This is a genomic window from Streptomyces sp. NPDC097617, assembly GCF_044761485.1.
GTDB lineage: Bacteria > Actinomycetota > Actinomycetes > Streptomycetales > Streptomycetaceae > Streptomyces.
The window spans coordinates 38,441-61,467 of the sequence record NZ_JBIWCL010000031.1 but is presented as its reverse complement, the minus strand read 5'-3'; the positions used below and the strand labels follow the sequence as shown (position 1 = coordinate 61,467).

The window sequence follows — 23,027 nt, the reverse complement described above, 5'->3', positions numbered from 1 at the left end:
GGCTCCCCCGGGCGCCCCGGGCGCGGGCACCGTCAGGTGGACTCCCGGGGAATGGCGGCGGCCGCCATCAGGTCGTGCCGCTCCGTGACCTCCGAGGGCTCGCGCACCGCGTGGTCCACGAGAGAGGCCAGATGGGCACCGGTCGGCATCTCCAGTCGTACCGTGCTCAGCCGGGGCCGCAGCAGCCGCCCGATCAGCAGGTCGTCGGCGCCGATGACGGCCACGTCCTCGGGAACGCGGAGCCCCTCGTCCTGGAGGGCCCTCATCAGCAGCATCGCGTACTCGTCGTTGTACGCGAAGGCGGCGTCCAGCCCGAGCCCGCGCCACCGGGCCGCGAGGGCCGCGGCCGACTCCTCGGAGTAGGCCATCGGCAGGGCGGAGACCTCGGCTCCGTCGACCGAGCGGGCGCCCGCCAGCCGGGGCAGGGAGAACAGCTCCAGGCCCTCCTCCTCCGGCACCACCACACCGATCCGCGCGCGCCCGCGCTCGACGAGGTGGGCCGCGGCCCGGACGCCGACCTCCTGCTGGTCCATGACGAGCGCGTGCGCCCCGGGCACGCCGACGGGCCCCATGGTGATCACCGCGCGGGCCCCGGCCCGCTTGAGGGTGGCGACGTTGCGCGCGGAGAGGGTGATCTCGCCGAGGGAGATGACCGCCACCGGGCGCAGTTCCGCCCAGGCCCGGACGGCTTCGTCGCCGCTGAGTCCGAGGCTCCCGTACTGCACCACGGTGTAGTCGAGGCGGCGCAGCGCCCACTGGAGTTCGTTGAGGAAGGTGCTGTAGAGCGGCCCGATCGGCACGTGGGAGGTGGGCAGCAGGACGATCCTGGTGTGTCCGGCGCGCAGGCTGCGGGCGGCCGCGTGCGGGACGTACCCGAGCTCCTCGGCGGCCTCGCGGACCTTGCGCCGGGTCGGCTCGCTGATGCGTACGGCTTCCGCGTTGTTCAGGACGTACGAGACCGTCGCGCGCGAGACGCCGGCGAGGCGGGCGACATCGGCGCTCGTCGGAACGGGGGGCGGCGGGGCGATCGGTCCGGGGGCCGTTCGCGCGGCCGATCCGGAAGCCGATCCGCGGGCCGATCCGGCGGCCGGGATCGGCGGCTTCGGCGATTTCGATGACTGAGACATTGCCGTGGCATCTTTCCAGACCGATTGCGTCCCAGGGCTAGCGGATGGCCGGAAACGAATGCCACACAGTGGTTACACGAGTCATTGACACGTGTAACCACGGCGTCACATCCCCCTTCGGCCGATGTGTCACCGCCGTACCCCGCCGTGCCGCCGCCCTGTCGCGCTCCGTCGCACCCCCGCCGTCGCGACAGGGCGGCGCGCACCCCGCACCGCACCTCGCACCGCACCTCGCACCGCACCGGCACCGCTTCCACCACCCTCGTCCACCCGCATCCACCCCTGTCCATCCGCATCTGCCCAGGAGGGCACCGTGGCCCTTTCCTCCCCCGACACCGGCTCAGCCGCCGCCGACACGGGCGCGCCTCCCGGCCCCGTACGGCGCGGCCTGCTGCCCCTGCTGCTCGTCGGCAACAGCGCCATGTACGCGCTCTACATCGGCGTGGCCGGAGTCCTGCTCGCACTCCAGGTCGAGGACATCGACCCGGCGAACGAGGTCGCGAACTTCGGCCTGATCGCGGGGGTCTCTGCGATCTTCGCCACGGTCTTCAACCCCGTCGCCGGCGCCCTGTCCGACCGCAGCGGACGGCGCAACCCGTGGATCCTCGGCGGTGGACTCGCCGCCGTACCGGCGATGTTCCTGCTCGGCCTCGCCGACACGATCCTGCTGATCACGATCGCCTGGTGCCTCGGACAGGCCGTCATGAACGTCTACCAGGCGGCCATCACCTCCGTCGTCCCCGACCGGGTGCCCGTGGACGCCCGCGGCAGGGCCTCCGCGGCCGTGGGGCTCGGCCTGCCCTTCGGCTCCACCCTCGGCGCCCTGATCGGCGCGGCCTTCTCCGAGGACTACCGCACCGGGTACCTCGTCTTCGGCGCACTGGTGGCGGGCGCGGCCGTCCTGTTCACCGCCTGCGGCCGCGAGCAGCGGCTACCGGCGCGCGCCCCGATGCCCGTCAAGGCGCAGCTCGCCGCCTTGACGAGCGCGCTGCGCGACCACGACTTCCGGTGGGTCTTCATCGGGCGGGCGCTGCTCGTCCTCGGGTACTTCGCCGTGAGCGGCTACCAGCTCTACATCCTCCAGGACCACACCGTGCTGCCCGACGGCATGAAGCCGGAGGCGGCGGTGGCGGTGCTGATGCCGCTGACCAGCGTGACGATGGTCGTCTCCACGGTCCTCGGCGGCTACCTCTCCGACCGGTTCGACCGCCGCAAGCTCTTCGTCGGCGCCTCCGCGCTGCTCTCGGCGGTCGCGCTCGTCATCCCGGCCGTGTCGACCAGCTGGACCGCGATGCTCTGCTTCGCCGCGGTCAACGGGCTGGCGTTCGGCTGCTACATGGCGGTGGACACCGCCCTCGTGACCATGGCGCTGCCCAAGGCCGAGGACGCCGCACGCGACATGGGCGTACTCAACATCGCCAATGCCGGACCGCAGATCATCGCGCCGTTCATCGCCTCGGTCATCGTCTCGCTCAGCCGCGGATACACCGCGCTCTTCATCGTCGCGGCCGCGCTGGCCGTGGCGGGGGCACTGGCCGTGAAGCCGATCCGCAGCGTGCGCTGAGCCGTACGCCACCTCACCGCACCTCACCTCACGGCACCTCAACTCGGCCCACCTCACCCCACCCGCGGCCCTGGTCCGTACCTCGACCGAAATTGGACGTCGAGAGCCACTCAAGAAAGGCAACACCACCGTGCGACTGCACACCCACACCTGGGGCGAGGGCGACCGCGTCGCCCTCCTGATCCACGGCATGATGGCCGACCACCGCACCTGGCGCCGGGTCGGCCCCGCCCTCGCCGACCGCGGCTACCGCGTCATCGCCGTGGACCTGCGGGGCCACGGCGCGAGCGGCCGCGGCGCGTACAGCCCCGCGCTCTACGCGGACGACGTGGTCGAGACCCTCCCGGCCGGCGCCGAACTCGCCATCGGCCACTCCCTCGGCGGCCTGACCCTGTCGCTCGCGGTGGACCGGCTGCGCCCGGCCCGGGCCGTGTTCTGCGACCCGGCATGGCACCTGGCCGCCCCCGCCGAGGGCTTCGGCCCGGAACTGTTCGCGCAGTTCAAGTCGGCGACCAAGGAGCAGATACGGGCGATGAGTCCGCGCTGGGAGGAGGCGGACGTCGACATCGAACTGGAGACCCTCGCGGTCTGGGACGAGCGGACCGCCCGTGACCTCACCCCGCTGATCGGCGCCGACCTGATGCCGACCGCGCCCGTGGTCCCCCCGCTCGTACGGCTCGCCGACCCGAGCACCCTGATCGACGGGGAGCGGGCGCGGTTGCTGGGGAGCCGCGGTTTCGAGGTGCGGTCGGTCCCGGGGGCCGGGCACACCATCCACCGGGACGACTTCGACGGGTTCATGGCCTCCCTGGAGGGCTGGATCCAGAGAGGGCCGGCTCTGGAGGAGCCGGCTCTGGAGAGGGCGGACTCTAGAACTGTGCGACCACTCCCCACTACGGTCTCCCTACCGATCGGTAATGGGGAGTGGTTCGCGATGTCGGATACAGCTATCTCGACGGCCTCCGGCTTGGTGGACATGGTCGGAGCGCTCGCCGAAGGGACGGTCACGTCCCGGCAGTTGACCGAGGAGACACTCCACCGGATCGCCGCGGCCCAGCCCGGGCTCAACGCCTTCCGCAGCGTGCGCGCCGACGCCGCGCTCGCCGAGGCGGACGCGGCGGACCGGCGGCTGGCCGCGGGCGAGCGGCTGCCGCTGCTGGGGGTCCCGCTCGCGGTCAAGGACGACATGGACGTGACCGGGGAGCCGACCTCCTTCGGCTGCCCGGGAGCCTTCGCACCGAAGACCGCCGACAGCGAGGCGGTACGAAGGCTGCGCGCGGCCGGCGCGGTGATCGTCGGCAAGACCCAGACGCCGGAGTTGGGGCAGTGGCCCTTCACCGAGGGCGGGGCCTTCGGCCAGACCCACAATCCGTGGAACCGGGCCTACACGCCGGGCGGCTCCTCCGGCGGCTCGGCGGCCGCCGTGGCGGCGGGCCTGGTCCCGGCCGCGCTGGGCTCCGACGGGGCCGGGTCGGTACGGATCCCCGCGGCCTGGACCCACCTGGTGGGCGTGAAGCCACAGCGCGGGCGCATCTCCACCTGGCCGGAGCCGGAGTCCTTCCACGGGCTCACGGTCAACGGAGTCCTGGCGCGCACCGTCGCCGACGCGGCGCTCCTGCTGGACGCGGCGAGCGGCCCGCACCCCGAGGACCTGCACCGCCCGGCGCCCATCCGCGCGGTGGAGGCGGCCCGCCGTACGCCCCGTCGGCTGCGGATCGCCCTCTCCTTCGGGACGGCCTTCACGGCGACGCCCAAGTCCCTGGACCCGGAGATCCGTTCGGCGGTGGAGCGGCTGGCCGCGCGCCTGGAGTCGCTGGGCCACGAGGTGGTCCCGGAGGACCCCCGCTACGGCCCGATCGGCCTGACCTTCGTACCCCGCGCGACCAGCGGCGTACGGGACTGGGTGGCGCGGGTGCCGGATCCCGCGCTGCTGGATCCGCGCACGCACGAGGCCGTACGGACCGCCCGTGTGCTGGGCGGGCTCGCCCTGCGGGTCTCGCGCCGGGCGGAGGCGGTGCTGGGGCGGCGGGTCGGCGAGATCTTCGGCCGCTTCGACGTGGTGCTGACCCCGACGACGGCCACCCCGCCGCTGCGCATCGGCGCGCTGGCCGGGCTGGGGGCGATGGCCACGGACCGGGCGATGATCGCGGCCTGCCCGTACGCCTGGACGTGGAACGTCCTGGGCTGGCCGGGGGTGAACGTCCCGGCGGGGCTCACGGCCGACGGACTGCCGATGGGGGCCCAACTCCTGGGCCCGGCACACTCGGAGCCACTGCTGCTGGGACTGGCCGCGCAACTGGAGGCGGCGGAGGACTGGTCGGCCCTGCGGCCGCCCCCTCACGTAAGTTCCAATTAGGAACTAACAAGTGCCGGGAATCGGCAGGCGCCATCCCACCGGAAAGAGCGACCCATGCTTCAGCAGACGTGGACGGCCGTCGACGCATACTTCGACGATCTGCTGGTCGAGGAGGACGAGGTCCTGGTCGCCGCGGCCGCCGCTTCCGAGGCCGCCGGCCTGCCCTGCCACCAAGTGGCCCCCAACCAGGGCAAGCTGCTGCACCTCCTCGCCCGCATCCGCGGCGCCCGCCGCATCCTGGAGATCGGCACCCTGGGCGGCTACAGCACCATCTGGCCGGCTCGCGCGCTCCCGGCCGACGGCCGGCTGGTGACGCTGGAGGTCGACGAGCGATGTGCCGAGGTCGCGGCCGCCAACATCGCCCGGGCCGGGCTGGACGCCGTCGTCGAGATCCGGCGCGGCCGCGCCGTCGACCTGCTGCCCCAGCTCGCCGACGAGGCGCCGTTCGACCTGGTCTTCATCGACGCCGACAAGCCGTCCAACCCCGCGTACCTGCGGTGGGCGCTCGAGCTGACCCGGCCCGGCAGCCTCATCATCGGCGACAACGTCGTGCGCGACGGGGCCGTGGTCGAGGCGGACAGTCCCGACCCGCGCGTCCAGGGCGTACGCCGCTTCACGGAACTCATCTCCGAGCACCCCCGGTTGACGGCCACCGCCCTGCAGACGGTCGGCGGCAAGGGGTACGACGGCCTCGTCCTGGCCCTGGTCACCGACTGACCCGCGGCGCGGGCGCGCGCCCGCCTCCTCCGCCGGGGGCGCCGCACCCAGTAGCCTCACCCGGATGACGGCACTTTCCCACCACAGCAACGGCCACACCGAGCAGCCCGGGCGGGGCGGCGACACCGCGACCACGGAGGCCGATCCGCACGCCATCGGCCCCGTGCGGACGGAGTACGCGCCGGATCCCGACGGCGATCCCGACCCCGGCGAGATCGTGTGGACCTGGGTCCCCTTCGAGGAGAACGACGGGCGCGGCAAGGACCGTCCCGTACTGGTCGTGGCCCGGGAGGCCGGCGGCCGGACCCTGCTCGCCGTACAGCTGTCGAGCAAGCGGCACGACCACGACCGGGAATGGGTGCCGATCGGCACGGGTCCGTGGGACAGCACCGGTCGCGAGTCCTGGGTGGACGTGGACCGGGTACTGCGGGTGCACGAATCGGGGATGCGTCGCGAGGCCTGCGCACTCGACCGCGGCAGCTTCGACCTGGTCGTGACCCGCCTGCGCGAACGGTACGGCTGGCAGTAGCCCGCACCTCTCGGCGGCGTCCACGGCCGCCATCTCGGCGCCGGGCGCGGTCTATGCCGAGCCGATCACGGCGAGGCGAGGGCTCGGCCGGTCCGGCTCGCCCTCGGCCTCCACCCGGGCCCCGCCCCGGTCCCGGTGCGCTCTAGGTCGGGAACGCTCGTTCGAAGGCTTCGCGGGTGGTGGGGTCGCGGTCGAGGATGCCGAACACGACCCGGTCGAAGACTCCGGCGAAGCGGGCCGCCAGCAGTGCCCGGAAGGCCTCGGCCACCTGGGCCGGGTCGTTCCGGAACACCCCGCAGCCCCAGGCGCCCAGTACCAGCTGCCGGTACCCGTGCAGGGCCGCGACCTCCAGGACCAGCTCCGCGCGGCGTGCCAGCGCCCCCGGGATCTCGGCGACGCGCTCCGGTTCCTGCCGCCGGATCGTGCCCGCGTTCGGCGCCGGCGAGGTCAGGAAGCCGACCCGGAACGGGGTCTCCAGCAGCTCGCCCCGATCGTCGCGGAAAACGGGAACCCCGGGAGAGTGAATCACCCGGTCGGTGTAGAAGGTGCTGCGCTCCGCGCGGTGGACCTCGTAGTACTCCGGGGCCTCGAGCAGCGTCTCGTACAGCGCCGAGGCGCGGCACAGCGCTTCCTCCTGGGCCTTTGCTCCGCGGACGTAACCGCCCCCGGGATTACGGGCCGAGGCGAAGTTCAGGACGGCCACCGGAGCCGGATCCGGGTCGGCCGGGGCGGCGGTCGCGAGCCTGCGGGCGGCGACCGTGCTGCTTTCTCCCGTGACCTCGACGACCGTCGCGCTGCCTCCAGAAGTGGGCTGCCCGCCTGGAATCGCGCTGTTTGGTCCATATATCCTGGTTCCGGCCTTGGCTTCCGCCAGGGCGGCGGCAAGCGGAACCTGCCGCCCCGACCGCGTCCGGTACCCCCCGGCCGCCAGGACCTGCGTGTTCTCCCGCGCGATCTCGCGCAATCTGCTGCTCACGCCGTCATGCTCCATCGTTCTCTTCCCGACGGCAAAGGAATTAGTGCCTCGCGGAGGGGTAGGCACGGGTGATGCACGGCTGACGACAGAAGACGAGGACCCGGTCATGTCCCAGGACTCATCCGCTCCACCGCCCGCGCCCGACCCGACCCCACCACCCTCGATCAGCGAGACACAGGCCGAGGAACTGCTCCACGGCATCTGCTTCAAGACCGGCCCGCCACGCCTGATAGGCGCCGAGCTCGAATGGCTGGTCCTGGACGCCGAGCGACCCGAGCAGCCACTGCCCCCCGAACGATTGCGCGCCGCCCACGCCGCGGCCCGCGCACTGCCCCTGCACTCCCGCCTGACCGTCGAACCGGGCGGCCAGCTCGAACTCAGCTCGGCCCCCGCCACCTCCCTCACCGGCTGCGTGGACGACCTGCAGGCCGACCTCACCGCCGTACGCGCGGCCCTGCTGGACCGGGGTCTGGTCCTGCGCGGCCTCGGCCGCGATCCCCGCGTCCCGTACCGCCGGCTGCTGCACAGCCCGCGCTACGACGCGATGGAGGCCTACTTCGACCGCACCGGCCCCGCCGGGCGGGCCATGATGCGCGCCTCCGCCTCCGTGCAGGTCTGCGTGGACGCCGGGTACGAGGAACCGGGCGTGCTCGGCCACGGCCGGCGCTGGCGCCTCGCACACCTGCTGGGCGCGGTGATGGTGGCCGCGTTCGCCAACTCCCCCGCGCACGAGGGCCCGTACGCCGGCTGGCGGTGCGCCCGCCAGGGCATCTGGAGCGACCTGGACACCCGGCGGGCACTCGCCCCGCCGCTGGACGCGGATCCCCGGGCCGGGTGGACGCGCCAGGCCCTGGACACCGAGGTGATGTGCGTCCGGTCCTACGGGGACGACGGCCCGTGGGAGACCCCGCGCGGCACGACCTTCCGCGACTGGCTGCGCACGGGCGGACACCCCGCGCTGCGGGCGCCCACCGCGCAGGACCTGGACTACCACCTGAGCACGCTCTTCCCGCCCGTCCGGCCGCGCGGCCACCTGGAGCTGCGGATGATCGACGCGCAGCCCGGTGACGACGGCTGGCTGGTGCCGGTGGCCGTCGTGCACGCGCTGTTCGACGATCCGGAGGCCGCCGAGACCGCCTACCGGGTGGCCAAGGGGCTGGCCGACTCCTACGGCACACGGCCGGCGCCCCGCAATCCGCTCTGGCGGTCGGCGGCCCGGCACGGTCTGGCCGATCCCGAGCTGCGGGCTTCCACCAAGGCCTGCTTCCGGGCCGCCGCCGAGGCCCTGCCCCGGCTCGGCGCGAGCACGCACGTCAAGGACGCGGTCGGCACCTTCACCGAACGCTACGTACTGCGCGGCCGATGTCCGGCCGACGACGAATCCACACAGGTGCTCACCGGGAAGGGGGTCCGCCGATGACCACCGCGCCCACCGAACCCACCGGGTCCCCCTCCGACTCCGACGTGCGCGAGCGGGCGGCCGCCGCCCTCACCGCCGCGCGTGTCCGGACGGCCGGCCTCACCGACGCCGTGACCGACGAGGACCTCACCGCCCAGCACTCCCCCCTGATGTCCCCGCTGGTCTGGGACCTGGCGCACATCGGGAACCAGGAGGAGCTCTGGCTGCTCCGCCGCGTCGCCGGACGCGAGTCGATGCGGCCCGATATCAACCCGCTCTACGACGCCTTCGAGCACCCGCGCGCCGAGCGGCCCAAGCTGCCGCTGCTCGGGCCCGCCGAGGCCCGGGGGTACGCGGCCGAGGTGCGCGGCCGGGTCTTCGACCTGCTGGAGAAGACCCCGCTGGAGGGCAGCACCCTCCTCGACGACGGCTTCGCCTTCGGGATGATCGCCCAGCACGAACAGCAGCACGACGAGACCATGCTGATCACCCATCAGCTCCGGCGCGGGCTGCCCGTGCTGACCGCCCCGGAGCCGGACGCCCCCTTCGATCCGCCGCAGGCCGCCGAAGTCCTGGTGCCCGGCGGCCCGTTCACCATGGGCACCTCCGCCGAGCCGTGGTCCCTGGACAACGAACGGCCCGCACACGTCCGGGAGACCGCACCCTTCTGGATCGACACGGCGCCGGTGACGAACGCCGCGTACCTGGCGTTCATCACGGACGGCGGCTACCTCGACCCCCGCTGGTGGGCGGCGCCGGGCTGGGAGCAGATCCGCGAGCACTCCATCGAGGCCCCGCTGTTCTGGCACCGGGAGGCCGGCCAGTGGCTGCGCCGGCGCTTCGGGGTGGTCGAACCGGTGCCGGACGAGGAGCCCGTGCTGCACGTCAGCTGGTACGAGGCGGACGCCTACGCCCGCTGGGCGGGCCGGCGGCTGCCCACGGAGACGGAGTGGGAGAAGGCCGCCCGGCACGACCCGGCGACCGGTCGCTCCACCCGCTACCCGTGGGGCGACGCCGACCCGACCCCCGCACACGCCAACCTCGGCCAGCGGCACCTGCGTCCGGCGCGCGCCGGCAGCTACCCGGCCGGCGCCTCCCCGCTCGGGGTGCGCCAGCTCATCGGCGACGTGTGGGAATGGACCTCGTCCGATTTCCTGCCGTACCCGGGGTTCCGCGCCTTCCCCTACAAGGAGTACTCGCAGGTGTTCTTCGGCCCGGAGCACAAGGTGCTGCGCGGTGGCTCCTTCGCGGTGGATCCGGTGGCCTGCCGGGGCACCTTCCGCAACTGGGACCTTCCCGTGCGGCGGCAGATCTTCTCCGGATTCCGGACTGCGAGGGATGTCTGATGTGCCGTCATCTGGCCTATCTGGGACCGGTCGTGGCGCTCGGGGAGCTCTTGATCGAGCCGGAGCACTCATTGGTGCGCCAGTCCTGGGAGCCGCGCCGCCAGCGCTCCGGGACGGTCAACGCCGACGGCTTCGGCATCGGCTGGTACGCGCAGGACGACCCGGTGCCCGCCCGCTACCGGCGGTCCGGGCCGATCTGGGGCGACCTGACCCTCACCGATCTCGCCCGGGTGGTCCGGACCGGGGCCGCACTGTCCGCCGTACGGGACGCCACGGACCCGGGAGCCGACGGGGAGGCGGCCGCGGCGCCGTTCGCGGACGGGCCGTGGCTGTTCAGCCACAACGGCTCGGTGCGGAACTGGCCGGACTCCGCGGCCCCGCTCGCTGCCGCGCTGGCGCCCGTGGAACTGCTGCGGCTGGCCGCGCGCACCGACTCCGCGCTGATCTGGGCGCTGGTCCGACGCCGGCTGCGGGCCGGGGACGACCTGGGCACCGCGCTCGCCGAACCGGTCCGGGAGCTGGCCACGGCCGCGCCCGGCTCCCGGCTGAACCTGCTCCTCACGGACGGCGCCACGATCGCCGCGACGGCCTGGGGCGACTCGCTCTGGTACCTGGCCGACACGGAGCGGCGGCGCACCGTGGTGGCCTCCGAGCCGTACGACGACGACACCCGGTGGCGCGAAGTGCCCGACCGCACCCTGCTCACCGCCACCCGTACACGGATCGAACTGACCCCGCTCAAGGAGAACTCCCCGTGAACGACTTTCAGTTGACCCGGACACTCGACGAGCACGCCGCGGAGACGGCGCTGCGTACGGACGTGCTGCACGGGCTGACCCACACCCCGAAGGCGCTGCCGCCCAAGTGGTTCTACGACGCGCGGGGCAGCGAGCTCTTCGAGGAGATCACCCGCTTGTCCGAGTACTACCCGACGCGCGCGGAACGGGAGATCCTGCTGGAGCGGGCGCGGGAGATCGCCACCGAGAGCGGCGCCCGCACCCTGGTGGAGCTGGGCTCCGGGTCCTCGGAGAAGACCCGGCACCTCATCGAGGCGATGCCCGCGCTGGACACCTACGTCCCGGTGGACGTGAGCGAGAGCGCCCTGCGGGGCGCGGCCGAGGCGCTGATCGCGGATCACCCGGGGCTGCGGGTGCACGCCCTGCTGGCCGACTTCACCCGCGCACTGCAGCTGCCGGACTCCCCCGGGCCCCGGCTGGTGGTCTTCCTGGGCGGGACGATCGGGAACCTGCTGCCGCCGGAGCGGGCGGTGTTCCTGGCGTCCGTACGGGCGATGCTGTCGCCCGGGGACGCGCTGCTGATGGGGACGGACCTGGTGAAGGAGGAGGCCGTGCTGGTGGCGGCCTACGACGACGCGCGGGGGGTGACGGCCGAGTTCAACAAGAACGTGCTGGCGGTCATCAACCGGGAGCTGGACGCCGACTTCCACACCGCCGACTTCGAGCACGTGGCGGTGTGGAACAGGGAGCGGGAATGGATCGAGATGCGGCTGCGGGCCCGGTCCGAGCTGACGGTGAAGGTCCGGGCGCTGGACCTCGTGGTGCCGTTCACGGCGGGTGAGGAGATCCTGACGGAGGTCTCCGCGAAGTTCCGTCAGGAGGGCGTGCGCAAGGAGCTGGCGGCGGCCGGGCTGGAGTTGACCCAGTGGTGGACGGACGCGGCGGGCCGGTTCGCGCTGTCCCTGTCGGTCGCCGACGGACCGGTCGGCTGAGCGGGAATGCCCGGTAGCGGGTCCGGGGTGGCGGTGGTGACCCCGACGACCGCCCGCTGAGCCGCTGCCGCGAGGTCCCGCCGGTGCGCGTACCGGCCCGGCGGGATCCGCGGCAGCAGCCTGACCTCGGCCCGCACCCCGCGGGCCCGGGCGATCCGCCACAGCGAGGCGGTCAGCGGGTCGTCCCCGACGAAGGCGGGCGCCCCGGCCGGGCTCCCGTCGTACAGCAGGTAGGTGAGCCGAAGGGGCTGTACGGGGACCCGCGCGTCGAGGGCCGACTGGAAGGCGGCCCTGCGGAAGGTGCCCTGGGCGCGCCCGCACCAGGTGGAGCCCTCGGGGAAGACGGTGACCCGGTCGCCGGCCAGCAGTGCGCCGGTGATGGCCTCGACGGTGGCGGGCAGGGCGCGGATCCGGTCGCGCTCGATGAACAGGGTGCCGGCCTGTCGCGCGAGGCGGCCGAGGGCCGGCCAGGCCCGGATGTCGCTCTTGGCCACCATCCGGCAGGGCAGGGCGGCGGCGACGAGCGGGATGTCCAGCCAGGAGATGTGGTTGGCGACCAGGAGCCGGCCGCCGTCGGGGCCCGGGCTGCCGTACACGGTGATCCGTATGCCGAAGGCCCGGAGGAGCGCGGCCGACCAGGCCCGTACCACCCGGTGCCGGGGGCCGGCCGGCAGCAGCCGGACCGGCGGGGCGCCCAGGATCCCCAGCAGGATCAGGGCGACGGCGGCGGCGAGTCTGAGCACCGCGTGCGGGACGCTCGCACGGTCCCCCTCGTGGCCGGCGCAGGCCTCGGGGGTGCAGGGCGAGGTGGGCAGCCAGACGCTCATGCGCCCGGGACGAGCGAGCGGAAGTGCTTCAGGTACCGCGGGTTGGTCCGGCGCAGGGAGAGCAGCACGTACAGGTCGGCGCAGCCGAACTCGACGTCGGAGGCGGGCTCGCCGCACACCCAGGCGCCGAGGCGGAGGTAGCCGCGCAGCAGCGGGGGCAGCTCCATGCGGTCGGGGAAGGCGATGCCCTCGGGGCTCCAGGGGAGGTGGGGGGTGACCCGGTACTCCTCGGGGGCGAGGCTGCGGGTCAGGGCGGTCTCCCGGGTGGCCGCGGCCAGGATCCCGCCGTCGGCGAGCGGTACCGAGCAGCAGCCGGCGAGCCAGTTGTGCCCGGTGCGGTCCATGTAGTGCGCGAGGCCGGCCCAGATCAGGGCGATGACGGCGCCGTTGCGGTGGTCGGGGTGGACGCAGGAGCGGCCCACTTCGACGAGGTCCGGGCGGATCGGGGCGAGGGCCGAGAGGTCGAATTCGCCCTCGGAGTAGAGGCGGCCCGCGACGGCGGCGCGCTCGGGCGGCAGCAGCCGGTAGGTGCCGACGACCTGCTCGGCCTCTTCGTCGATGACGAGGAGGTGGTCGCAGTACGCGTCGAACGCGTCGGCGTCGAGGCCCGGCTCGGGCCCGTCCAGGCGGGCTCCGAGCTCACCGGCGAAGACCTGGTGGCGCAGCCGCTGCGCGGCGCGGACCTCGTCCTCGTCGCGGGCGAGGCGTACGGCGTAGCGCGGTCCTTCGGAGGGCGCGCCGGCCGCCGGGCTCAGGGTCCTGGCGGGCGCGAGGCGGATGGAGGGTGCGGCCGAGGGGGGCGGCTGCGGGACGGTGAGGGGGGACGGGGACAGGGGTGCGATGGTCATGGCGGCTCCTGATCCGGGCACGGAGGGCCGGGCCCGCAGGTGCGTGGCCTGGCTCCTTTACTTCTTCCGTGACCGGCTGGATTCGACATGACCGCTCAGCGGCCCTCGGATGTGCGGACGCTGAACTCGGCGGTACCCCCTCTCAGCGGTCGGAGCTGAGCACCTTGCCGATCTCCTCGGAGGCGGCCCGGGCGGCCTGCTTGGGGTCACGACCGGTGAGCACGGCCGTCATGAAGGGCTTGATCGGGTTCTTCGCCTCGACCTCGGCCCAGCGGGCGGAGGTGGGGGTGGCGCGGCCCTGAGCTGCGCCGGGAGCCATGTTGGCGGCGCCCTCGTTGCCCTCGACGACGTGCGCGAGGGTGGTCTTGTTGGGCACGTAGCTCATCGTGCGGGCGAGTTCGGTCTGCCATTTCTCGCTGACGAGGGCCGTGATCACGTCCACGGCGCCCTTCCGCTGCCCGGTCCGCTCCGGGATGATCAGGTCGGAGCCGCCGGTGAAGACGGCGCCCACCTTGTCGGAGGTCTTGCCGGGGATCGGGAAGAAGCCGAGCTTGCCCTTCAGGGCGGGGTTGGCCGCCTCGATCTCGGCGGCCTGGCCGGGCGGGGCGATGATCTGGGCGACCTCACCGCGGGCGAAGACCCGCGACTGCGGGGGCGTCTCCTCGTCGGCGTCCTTGGGGCCGTCGCCGAGGGCCTGGAGCTGCTTGTAGAAGTCCATGCCGGCCAGGGCCTTGTCGTCGTCGAGGGCGCCGACCCACTTGCCGCTGGTCTCGACGGCGAGTTCGCCGCCCTCGTCCCAGATGAAGCCGGCGAGGACGTACCAGTTCTGGCCCGCGAGGTAGATGCCCTGCTGGGCGCCCTTGTCGAGCTTCTGGGTGGCCTGGATCCACTCCTGCCGGTTCTTGGGCGGGGTCTTGATCCCGGCGCCCGCGAAGAGGTCCTTGTTGTAGATGACCACGCGGTTGGCGGCGTACCAGGGGACTCCGTACTGCGCGCCGTTGATGGTTCCCGGGTCGGCGAGGCCCTTGAGCCAGTCCTTGCTGCCCCACTCGCGCAGGCCCTCGAGGGTGAGCTCTTCGAGGCCGCCGGTCTCGATGTACTTGGCGACCTGGGTGTTGCCGACCTCGATGACGTCGGCGCTCTCCGCGCTCGTGCCGTCGAGGACGGCGTTGACCTTGTCGCCGATGCCCGTCCACTCCTGGATCTTGACGTCCAGGTCGGTCCCGGGGTGATCCTGCTCGAACTCCGCGGTGAACTCGGCTATGAAGTCGTCCGAAGCGCTGCCCTTCATCAGCCAGAGGGTGACCTGCTGCGCCCCTTCGGCCGAGTCGGCCGACTGACTGCAGCCCGAGAGGGCGGCAGCGGCCGCGAGGGCGGTGCACACGGCGAGGAAGCGCATCTTCAAGAGGGTCACCTTCCGGGTTCGATCTCGGATGGCTCGAAATTGGCATAGACCAATGAGTCGGTCAAGGGCCTTTCGCTCGGGATTGTTCGCCCAAAGTTCGCGCAGTCGGACTTACTGGGGCACCGTAGAACCAGGCAAAAGCCACCCACTGTCGGGAGACTTCCATGTCCAATCACACGTACCGGGTGACCGAGATCGTCGGCACTTCCCAGGAAGGCATCGATCAGGCCATCCGCAACGGGATCACGCGGGCGGGCCAGACCGTGCGGAATCTGGACTGGTTCGAGGTGATTCAGGTACGCGGCCACATCGAGAACGGGGAGATCGCCCACTACCAGGTGGGGCTCAAGGTCGGCTTCCGCCTCGACGGCGAGGACTGAGGGCGGACCGCGGGAGGCGGGGGCCCGCGCCGGCGGAGCCCCTGGCCCCCATCCCCCTGGGCCTCGATCCCCCGGTCCCCCGGATCACGTCCGGCCGTCGACCTCCTGGGCGCTCTCCAGCTCGGGTGCGTCCGCCGCCCAGTCGGCCAGGACCACCCGGAACCCGGCGGCGCGCGCGGCCCGGCAGACGAGCTCGTCGTCGTCGACCAGCATCCGCACCTCGCGGCCGCGGGAGATCCGCCGCAGCACCTCCACCTTGGTCGTACGGGCCGGCCGCCGGTCCTGATTGCCGCGCATGAACAGCCGCCCCTCGGGCAGATCGTGCCGGGCCAGCCAGTCGAGCGTGTCCGCGCGGCACCGCTCAGGGCGCCCGGTCAGGTACACCACCTCGCAGTCGGCGGCGCTCTCCACGGCCAGCGCGACCCCGCACCCCAGCGGCGGATCGGCCGGGGCCGCACCGAAGAAGCCCGACCAGTCGCGCGGCCGGCGCTCCAGGAAGTGCTGGCGATGGCCGGTGTCCGCCAGGGTGTTGTCGAGGTCGAAGACGGCCAGCGGCCGGGTGGTGTGCTCACTCATCCCGCCAGCGTAGGAGGGCCGTCCGGGGAATCCTCACGGCCGCCCTGCGTTGAATCCTGTGTGATCCGAAAACTCTCGATACTCGACCGGTCGCGCACCCGGCAGGGCCAGCCGGCCCCGCAGGCCCTGCGCGACACCGTGGAGCTGGCCCGGACGGCCGAGCGGCTCGGCTACCACCGCTTCTGGGTGTCGGAACACCACAGCGTGCCCGGCGTCGCGGGCTCGGCGCCGACCGTACTGGCCGCCGCCGTCGCCGCGGCGACGCACCGGATCCGCGTCGGCACGGGCGGGGTCATGCTGCCCAACCACCAGCCGCTGGTGGTCGCGGAGCAGTTCGGGGTCCTGGAATCGCTGTTCCCCGGCCGGATCGACATGGGCCTCGGCCGTTCGGTCGGCTTCACGGGCGGCATCCGGCGCGCACTGGGCCGCGACACCGGCGACGCGGACCACTTCGAGGAGCAGCTGACGGAGCTGCTGGGCTGGCTCGACGGCACCCAGCAGGCCCACCCCGACGTGCACGCCCACCCCGCCGAAGGGCTGCACATCCCCGCCTACGTCCTGGCCACCGGCGAGGGGGCCGGGATCGCCGCCCGGGCCGGGCTGCCGCTGGTCGTGGGCGACCTGCGGTCCCGCGAACGGGTGAGCGGGATCGTCGAGGCGTACCGCAAGGCGTTCCGCCCCTCCGCCCGGGTCGCGGAGCCGTACGTCGTGGTCTCGGGAACGGTGGCGGTCTCGGCCACCGAGGAGGAGGCCCTCCGCATCCTGGTCCCGGAAGCCTGGTCGGTCGCACACTCCCGCACCCGCGGCAGCTTCCCGCCGCTGCGCCCGGCCGAGGAGATCGAGGCCCTGAAGATGAGCCCGAAGGAGCGCGAGCTCTACGAGGGCGCCCTCGCCGGCCATGTCCACGGCACGGAGGACCAGGTGGCGGCGCAGCTCTCCGAGGTCGCCGCCCTGACGGGCGCGGACGAACTCCTGGTCACCACCTCCACGTTCGACCGCACAGCCCTCCTGGACTCCTTAGACCGCCTGTCCCGGATCGCCGAACTCCGGGGCCCTGCGGACCGAGGTCCGCGAGCAGGGCCCTAAACTGGGACGAATGCACCAGCCCACTGCACCTCAGACCCACGGCGACCCCTACGTACGGGTGCGGGGCGCCCGGGAGCACAATCTGCGCGGGGTCGACGTGGACATCCCGCGCGACGCGCTGACCGTGTTCACCGGGGTCTCCGGGTCCGGGAAGAGCTCGCTCGCCTTCGGCACGCTGTACGCCGAGGCCCAGCGCCGGTACTTCGAGTCCGTGGCCCCGTACGCCCGCCGGCTCATCCACCAGATCGGCGCGCCGAAGGTGGATTCCGTCACCGGGCTGCCGCCGGCCGTCTCACTGGAGCAGCGGCGCTCCTCCCCCGGCTCGCGCTCCTCGGTCGGGACGGTGACCCTGCTGTCCAACTCCCTGCGGATGCTCTTCTCCCGGGCCGGGACCTATCCGCCGGGGGCCGCTCGGCTCGACTCCGACGCCTTCTCCCCCAACACCGCTGCCGGGGCCTGCCCTTCGTGCCACGGCCTCGGCCGGCGGGCGAGCTCCAGAGGCTGCGGCTGGCCACGCAGCTGCGGTCGGGGCTGTTCGGCGTCGTGTACGTACTGGACGAGCCGTCGGCGGGACTGCACCCGGCCGACACCGAGGCGCTGCTCGGCGTACTGGACCGGCTGAAGGAGGCCGGGAACACCGTCTTCGTCGTGGAACACGACCTCGACGTGGTGCGGCACGCGGACTGGCTGGTGGACGTGGGGCCGCTGGCCGGGGAGCACGGCGGGCAGGTGCTGTACAGCGGGCCGCCGCAGGACCTGGCCGGTGTGGCGCAGTCGGCGACGGCCCGGCACCTGTTCGCGGCCCGGGAGGCGGCGGGTACGCCGCGGGCGGTGCGCCCACCGACCGGGACCGTGCGGCTGACCGGGGTCGACCGGCACAACCTGCGGGGCCTGGAGGCGGAGTTCCCGCTCGGCGTGTTCACGGCCGTCACCGGGGTGTCGGGGTCGGGAAAGTCCACGCTGGTGGGGCAGGCGCTGGCCCGGGAGGTCGGCGAGCGGCTCACGCAGGCGGACTTCCCGGTGCGGCGCCTGGTGGAGGTGGACCAGAAGCCGATCGGCCGGACCCCGCGGTCCAATCTGGCCACGTACACCGGGCTGTTCGACGTGGTGCGCAAGCTGTTCACGGCGGCCCCGGAGGCACGGGCGCGCGGCTGGAAGGCGGGCCGGTTCTCCTTCAACGTGCCGGGCGGGCGGTGCGAGACCTGCCAGGGCGAGGGCTTCGTCTCGGTGGAACTGCTGTTCCTGCCGAGCACGTACGCCCCGTGCCCCGAGTGCGCGGGAGCCCGGTACAACACCGAGACGCTGGAGGTCCGGTACGCGGGGCTGAACATCGCGGAGGTGCTGGGACTGACCGTGGAGGCGGCGGCCGTCTTCTTCGCGGAGGTTCCGGCGGCGGCGCGCAGCCTGCGGGCGCTGGAGGAGATCGGGCTCGGCTACCTGCGGCTGGGGCAGCCGGCCACCGAGCTGTCGGGCGGCGAGGCGCAGCGGATCAAGCTGGCGACGGAGCTGCAGCGGCTGCGCCGGGACCACACGCTCTACCTGCTGGACGAACCGACGACCGGGCTGCATCCGGCCGATGTACGGGTGCTGCTGCGGCAGTTGCACGGGCTGGTCGACGCCGGGCACTCGGTGGTGGTCGTGGAGCACGACATGGAGGTGGTGGCGGGCGCGGACCGGGTGATCGACCTGGGCCCGGGCGGCGGCACGGCGGGCGGCCGGGTGGTCGCCGCCGGTACTCCGTCGGAGGTGGCCCGGGCGGCGGGCAGCCGTACCGCTCCGTACCTGGCGCGGGCCCTGGGGGCCGACCGGGAGACGGCGTCCCGGGAGGGACGATCGTCGAGGACACCTCGGGGAACGAACTGATCCGCTGGTGAGGCTCAGGCGTCGCCGGGGAGTAGGTGCTGCGGCAGTTCGCGGAAGCTCCACTGCCCCTGGCGGCGGGTGAACACCCAGACGAGGTCGTGACGGTCGGGCCAGATGGCCGGGGCGCCGTGGACCTCGTGGGCGCCGAGGGCGCGAACCAGCCGCGGGATCCCGCTGTGCTCCCAGCAGATGAGTACGGGCATGGACGCGGCCGAGACGGCCTGTGCGAGGGCGGCTTCGGCGCCGACGGCGAAGTCGGTACGGACTCGGGTGCGCAGCGCGGCGGCCAGCGCCGTCACGGTCTGCCCGCACCGCGCGGGGGCGCCCTTCCCGCCGGCCGCGAAGACCGCCGCGGGGCGGGGCAGCGAGGAGCCGCGGGCCGGCAGGAAGAGACGCGGGAGCTCCTCGGCGCGGCGCCAGCCGCGGCCGGCCAGCGAGCCGGGATCGTCCTCGCCCTCCGCGTCCGAGCCGACGTCACCGGCGTACGGCTTCTCCGCGTGCCGGATCACCATGATCAGGGCGTCCTTGGGCCCGGCCTGCGCACCGGGCGCCGGAGTGCGGGGGGCTTCCCCGCCGGAGCACCCGGACACGGCCAGCGGGGCGAGGGCGGCGGCCAGTACGGCTCGGCGGCGCGGTCCGGACCCGGCGGGGGCTTCTGGCATGGGGTCACTGTCCCCCATGGCCACCGCGCCGGCGGGGTGCGGCGCGGGGTGGACCGCGCAGGTCAGCCGATCGGCGCATGTGCGGGAGGGGCGGGGGCGGCGACGTGGGCCGGGGCGCGGTCCGGGGCCCGGTCCGGCCCCCGGCCCGGCCCCCGGGCCGGCGGGGGCCCAGGTCCCCGGGTCAGCGGGGTCCCTTGCGCACGGCCCGCAGCCACTCCTTGTTCATCGCGGCGATCGACGGCAGCGGAATGCCCTTCGGGCAGGCCGTGGCGCACTCGCCGGTCAGGGTGCAGCCGCCGAAGCCCTCCTCGTCCATCCGGGCCACCATGTCCAGGACGCGGGTCTCGCGCTCCGGCGAGCCCTGCGGGAGCACGTTCAGGTGGTTCACCTTGGCGGAGGTGAAGAGCATGGCGGAGCCGTTGGGGCAGGCTGCCACGCACGCTCCGCAGCCGATGCACTCGGCGTGCTCGAAGGCGAAGTCGGCGTCGGCCTTGGGCACGGCGGTGGCGTGCGCCTCGGGGGCGGCTCCGGTGGGCGCGGTGATGTAGCCGCCGGCCTGGATGATCCGGTCGAAGGAGCCGCGGTCGACGACGAGGTCCTTGACGACCGGGAAGGCGGCCGCCCGCCACGGCTCGACGTCGATGGTGTCGCCGTCGGCGAAGGACCGCATGTGGAGCTGGCAGGTGGTGGTGCGTTCCGGGCCGTGGGCGTCACCGTTGATGACGAGGCTGCACGCGCCGCAGATGCCCTCGCGGCAGTCGTGGTCGAAGGCGACCGGGTCCTCGCCGCGCAGGATGAGGTCCTCGTTGAGGGTGTCGAGCATCTCCAGGAAGGACATGTCCTGCGAGATGCCGTCGACCTCGTAGGAGGCCATGTGGCCGGGGGCGTCGGCGCCGCGCTGGCGCCAGACGCGGAGGGTGAGCTTCATGCGTAGCTCCGCTGGGTGGGGTGGACGTACTCGAAGACGAGGTCTTCCTTGTGCAGGACGGGGGCGGCGCCGGTGCCCTGGTACTCCCAGGCGGCCGCGTATCCGAACTCCTCGTCGCGGCGGGCTGCTTCGCCGTCGGGGGTCTGGGACTCCTCGCGGAAGTGGCCGCCGCAGGATTCGGCGCGGTGGAGCGCGTCGAGGCACATCAGCTCGGCGAGTTCGAGATAGTCGACGATGCGGTTGGCCTTCTCCAGTGACTGGTTGAACTCCTCGCCGCGGCCGGGGACCTTGATGCGGCGCCAGAACTCCTCGCGGATCTCGGGGATGCGGTCGAGCGCCTTGCGCAGGCCCTCCTGGCTGCGGGCCATGCCGCAGTACTCCCACATCAGTTCGCCGATCTCGCGGTGGAAGGAGTCGGGGGTGCGGTCGCCGTCGACGGCAAGGAGTTTCGCCAGACAGTCGCGGGTCTCGCGGATCGCCGCCGCGGCCTCGGGGTGGCTGTCGTCCACGGTGTCCTGGTGCGGGTGGCGGGCCAGGTAGTCGTTGATCGTGGAGGGGAGCACGAAGTAGCCGTCGGCGAGGCCCTGCATCAGCGCGGAGGCGCCGAGGCGGTTGGCGCCGTGGTCGGAGAAGTTGGCCTCGCCGATGGCGAAGAGACCGGGCACGGTGGTCTGGAGGTCGTAGTCGACCCACAGGCCGCCCATGGTGTAGTGGACGGCGGGGTAGATCCGCATCGGGACCTCGTACGGGTTCTCCGCGGTGATCCGCTCGTACATGTCGAAGAGGTTCCCGTACTTCTCGGCGACCTTGTCCCGGCCCATGCGGCGGATGGCGTCCGCGAAGTCGAGGTAGACGCCCTGCCCGCCGGGGCCGACGCCGCGGCCCTCGTCGCAGACGTTCTTCGCGGCGCGGGAGGCGATGTCGCGGGGCACGAGGTTGCCGAAGGAGGGGTAGATCCGCTCCAGGTAGTAGTCGCGCTCCGCCTCGGGGATGTCGGCCGCGGCGCGGGTGTCGCCCTTGGCCCTGGGGACCCAGATGCGGCCGTCGTTGCGCAGGGACTCGCTCATCAGGGTGAGCTTGGACTGGTGGTCGCCGGTGCGCGGGATGCAGGTGGGGTGGATCTGGGTGAAGCAGGGGTTGGCGAAGTACGCGCCGCGCCGGTGCGCCCGCCAGACGGCGGTCGCGTTGGAGTTCATGGCGTTGGTGGAGAGGTAGAAGACGTTGCCGTAGCCGCCACTGGCCAGTACCACGGCGTCGGCGTAGTAGGTGGAGATCTCACCGGTGATCAGGTCGCGTGCGACGATGCCGCGGGCCACTCCGTCGACGACGATCAGGTCGAGCATCTCGGTGCGGGCGTGCATCTCGACGTTGCCCGCGGCGATCTGCCGGGAGAGTGCCTGGTAGGCGCCGAGGAGGAGCTGCTGGCCGGTCTGGCCGCGGGCGTAGAAGGTGCGGGACACCTGGACGCCGCCGAAGGAGCGGGTGTCGAGGAGGCCGCCGTACTCGCGGGCGAAGGGAACGCCCTGGGCCACGCACTGGTCGATGATCTCGACGGAGATCTGGGCGAGGCGGTGGACGTTGGACTCGCGGGCGCGGAAGTCGCCGCCCTTGACCGTGTCGTAGAAGAGGCGGTGCACCGAGTCGCCGTCGTTGCGGTAGTTCTTGGCGGCGTTGATGCCGCCCTGGGCGGCGATGGAGTGGGCCCGGCGCGGGGAATCGGAGAAGCAGAACTGGACCACGTGGTAGCCCTGTTCGGCCAGTGTCGCGCCGGCCGCACCGCCCGCCAGACCGGTGCCGACGACGATGATGGTGTGCTTGCGGCGGTTGGCCGGGTTGACGAGCTTGGCCTCGAAGCGGCGGCGGTCCCAGCGGTCGGCGATCGGGCCCTCGGGGGCCTTGGTGTCGGCGACGGGCTCACCGGTGGTGTAGCCGGCGAAGTGGGGGTGCGGTGTGCGGTCGTGGCCGTGCTCGTGGTCGTGCTGCGGGTCGCTCATGGTCAGTTCACCACTCCGGTCATGACGGCTACGGGGACGGACACGAAGCCGGCGAAGAGGACGAGGGCCAGTCCGTTGGCCAGGAACTTCAGCGTCCGCTCGCGTCGGGCGGTGCCCGCGCCGAGGGTCTGCGCCGCGCTCCAGAAGCCGTGCCGGACGTGCAGGCCGAGGGCGGCCATCGCCACGATGTAGACGGTGTTCCCGTACCAGGTGGAGAAGGTGGACAGGACGTTCTCGTACGGGTGGCCGGCCCAGGCGCGCTCATTGACCGTGAGCGTGGTCAGGTCGAGCAGGTGCCAGACGATGAACAGGCCGAGGATGATCCCGCCCCAGCGCATGGTGCGGGTGGCGTAGCTCGCGCGGCGGCGCGTGTGGGCATACTTCACGGGGCGCGCCTTGATGTCGCGGCGGCTGAGCTGGTAGGCGGACACGGCGTGGGCGACGACCGCGGCGAGCAGCCCCACGCGGACGATCCACAGAGCCCACTCGTGGTGCAGGAAAGGCGAGCCGAGGGTGCGCAGCCAGTGTGCGTAGCCGTTGAACTCGTCCGCTCCGAAGAAGATCTTGAGGTTGCCGAGCATGTGCACGACGAGGTAGCCGAGCATGATCAGGCCGGAGACGGCCATCACGGACTTCTTGCCGACGGAGGAGTCCCAGATCATTCGCGTGGTGGACGGCCGTCGATCCGTCCGTGTTGCCAGAGCCATGTCCTCGA

At 73.0% G+C, this 23,027-nt stretch carries 20 protein-coding genes and 2 pseudogenes; 12 read left to right on the top strand and 10 right to left on the bottom strand.

Features of this window, described 5'->3' with window-relative positions; genetic code table 11:
- Positions 1-32: 32 nt before the first annotated feature.
- A complete protein-coding gene (locus ACIQZO_RS34815) occupies positions 33-1,127 on the bottom strand; it encodes a LacI family DNA-binding transcriptional regulator (RefSeq protein ID WP_403634281.1) in 1,095 nt (364 codons plus the stop codon).
- Between the two features lie 313 nt (positions 1,128-1,440).
- Here ACIQZO_RS34815 and ACIQZO_RS34810 point away from each other — a divergent pair, with 313 nt between their 5' ends.
- From ACIQZO_RS34810 to ACIQZO_RS34790, 5 genes and pseudogenes are all read left to right on the top strand, one after another.
- Positions 1,441-2,691, top strand: a complete 1,251-nt coding sequence (locus ACIQZO_RS34810) for an MFS transporter (protein WP_403634278.1) — start codon at positions 1,441-1,443, stop codon at positions 2,689-2,691.
- Between the two features lie 130 nt (positions 2,692-2,821).
- Positions 2,822-3,418 (top strand): annotated as a pseudogene (locus tag ACIQZO_RS34805) (alpha/beta fold hydrolase); the annotation flags it as partial.
- Between the two features lie 207 nt (positions 3,419-3,625).
- Complete coding sequence (locus ACIQZO_RS34800) at positions 3,626-5,047, top strand: amidase (protein WP_403634452.1); 1,422 nt, start codon at positions 3,626-3,628, stop codon at positions 5,045-5,047.
- Positions 5,048-5,101: 54 nt separating this feature from the next.
- Positions 5,102-5,764, top strand: a complete 663-nt coding sequence (locus tag ACIQZO_RS34795) for an O-methyltransferase (protein WP_403634276.1) — start codon at positions 5,102-5,104, stop codon at positions 5,762-5,764.
- A gap of 64 nt (positions 5,765-5,828) precedes the next feature.
- A complete protein-coding gene (locus ACIQZO_RS34790; protein ID WP_403634274.1) occupies positions 5,829-6,293 on the top strand; it encodes a type II toxin-antitoxin system PemK/MazF family toxin in 465 nt (154 codons plus the stop codon).
- Positions 6,294-6,435: 142 nt separating this feature from the next.
- Here ACIQZO_RS34790 and ACIQZO_RS34785 read toward each other — a convergent pair whose 3' ends face one another.
- Complete coding sequence (locus ACIQZO_RS34785) at positions 6,436-7,269, bottom strand: TIGR02452 family protein (RefSeq protein WP_403634272.1); 834 nt, start codon at positions 7,267-7,269, stop codon at positions 6,436-6,438.
- A 106-nt stretch (positions 7,270-7,375) separates the two neighbouring features.
- Between ACIQZO_RS34785 and egtA the strand changes: the two genes are divergently transcribed.
- The 4 genes from egtA to egtD are packed head-to-tail and all read left to right on the top strand — an operon-like array spanning position 7,376 to position 11,743.
- Complete coding sequence (gene egtA / locus ACIQZO_RS34780; RefSeq protein WP_403634269.1) at positions 7,376-8,689, top strand: ergothioneine biosynthesis glutamate--cysteine ligase EgtA; 1,314 nt, start codon at positions 7,376-7,378, stop codon at positions 8,687-8,689.
- Positions 8,686-10,014: an ergothioneine biosynthesis protein EgtB gene (gene egtB / locus ACIQZO_RS34775; protein ID WP_403634267.1), complete on the top strand. Its 1,329-nt coding sequence runs from the start codon at positions 8,686-8,688 to the stop codon at positions 10,012-10,014. Before egtA ends, egtB begins: the two co-directional genes overlap by 4 nt.
- The gene (egtC, locus tag ACIQZO_RS34770; RefSeq protein WP_403634264.1) at positions 10,014-10,772 is read left to right on the top strand and encodes an ergothioneine biosynthesis protein EgtC; all 759 of its coding nucleotides are present in this window, start codon (positions 10,014-10,016) and stop codon (positions 10,770-10,772) included. The genes egtB and egtC overlap by 1 nt, the downstream gene beginning before the upstream one ends.
- A complete protein-coding gene (gene egtD, locus ACIQZO_RS34765; protein WP_403634261.1) occupies positions 10,769-11,743 on the top strand; it encodes an L-histidine N(alpha)-methyltransferase in 975 nt (324 codons plus the stop codon). The genes egtC and egtD overlap by 4 nt, the downstream gene beginning before the upstream one ends.
- Here egtD and ACIQZO_RS34760 read toward each other — a convergent pair.
- The 3 genes from ACIQZO_RS34760 to ACIQZO_RS34750 form a co-directional block, all read right to left on the bottom strand.
- Complete coding sequence (locus ACIQZO_RS34760; protein ID WP_403634259.1) at positions 11,626-12,570, bottom strand: lysophospholipid acyltransferase family protein; 945 nt, start codon at positions 12,568-12,570, stop codon at positions 11,626-11,628. The two genes, egtD and ACIQZO_RS34760, sit on opposite strands and share 118 nt — an antisense overlap.
- A complete protein-coding gene (locus ACIQZO_RS34755; protein ID WP_403634256.1) occupies positions 12,567-13,418 on the bottom strand; it encodes a GNAT family N-acetyltransferase in 852 nt (283 codons plus the stop codon). The genes ACIQZO_RS34760 and ACIQZO_RS34755 overlap by 4 nt, the downstream gene beginning before the upstream one ends.
- Positions 13,419-13,560: 142 nt before the next feature.
- Positions 13,561-14,823, bottom strand: a complete 1,263-nt coding sequence (locus ACIQZO_RS34750; protein ID WP_403634254.1) for an extracellular solute-binding protein — start codon at positions 14,821-14,823, stop codon at positions 13,561-13,563.
- 164 nt (positions 14,824-14,987) lie between these two features.
- Here ACIQZO_RS34750 and ACIQZO_RS34745 point away from each other — a divergent pair, with 164 nt between their 5' ends.
- On the top strand, positions 14,988-15,203 hold the full coding sequence (locus tag ACIQZO_RS34745) for a dodecin (protein WP_403634251.1): 216 nt from the start codon (positions 14,988-14,990) through the stop codon (positions 15,201-15,203).
- A gap of 84 nt (positions 15,204-15,287) precedes the next feature.
- Here the strand turns inward: ACIQZO_RS34745 and ACIQZO_RS34740 are convergent, their stop codons facing one another.
- Positions 15,288-15,779, bottom strand: a complete 492-nt coding sequence (locus ACIQZO_RS34740; protein WP_403634249.1) for a hypothetical protein — start codon at positions 15,777-15,779, stop codon at positions 15,288-15,290.
- A gap of 60 nt (positions 15,780-15,839) precedes the next feature.
- Here ACIQZO_RS34740 and ACIQZO_RS34735 point away from each other — a divergent pair, with 60 nt between their 5' ends.
- Both ACIQZO_RS34735 and ACIQZO_RS34730 read left to right on the top strand, forming a co-directional pair.
- Positions 15,840-16,865 (top strand): MsnO8 family LLM class oxidoreductase, encoded by a 1,026-nt coding sequence (locus ACIQZO_RS34735; RefSeq protein WP_403634246.1) that lies wholly within the window; start codon positions 15,840-15,842, stop codon positions 16,863-16,865.
- A gap of 10 nt (positions 16,866-16,875) precedes the next feature.
- Positions 16,876-18,728, top strand: a pseudogene (locus ACIQZO_RS34730) (hypothetical protein).
- 14 nt (positions 18,729-18,742) lie between these two features.
- Here ACIQZO_RS34730 and ACIQZO_RS34725 read toward each other — a convergent pair.
- The 4 genes from ACIQZO_RS34725 to ACIQZO_RS34710 form a co-directional block, all read right to left on the bottom strand.
- Positions 18,743-19,390, bottom strand: coding sequence for a hypothetical protein (locus tag ACIQZO_RS34725; protein ID WP_403634243.1), 648 nt, complete (start codon positions 19,388-19,390; stop codon positions 18,743-18,745).
- A gap of 181 nt (positions 19,391-19,571) precedes the next feature.
- Positions 19,572-20,318: a succinate dehydrogenase/fumarate reductase iron-sulfur subunit gene (locus tag ACIQZO_RS34720; RefSeq protein WP_403634240.1), complete on the bottom strand. Its 747-nt coding sequence runs from the start codon at positions 20,316-20,318 to the stop codon at positions 19,572-19,574.
- Positions 20,315-22,312 (bottom strand): fumarate reductase/succinate dehydrogenase flavoprotein subunit, encoded by a 1,998-nt coding sequence (locus tag ACIQZO_RS34715; RefSeq protein ID WP_403634238.1) that lies wholly within the window; start codon positions 22,310-22,312, stop codon positions 20,315-20,317. Before ACIQZO_RS34715 ends, ACIQZO_RS34720 begins: the two co-directional genes overlap by 4 nt.
- A gap of 2 nt (positions 22,313-22,314) precedes the next feature.
- Positions 22,315-23,019: a succinate dehydrogenase gene (locus ACIQZO_RS34710; RefSeq protein ID WP_403634236.1), complete on the bottom strand. Its 705-nt coding sequence runs from the start codon at positions 23,017-23,019 to the stop codon at positions 22,315-22,317.
- Between the last annotated feature and the right edge of the window lie 8 nt (positions 23,020-23,027).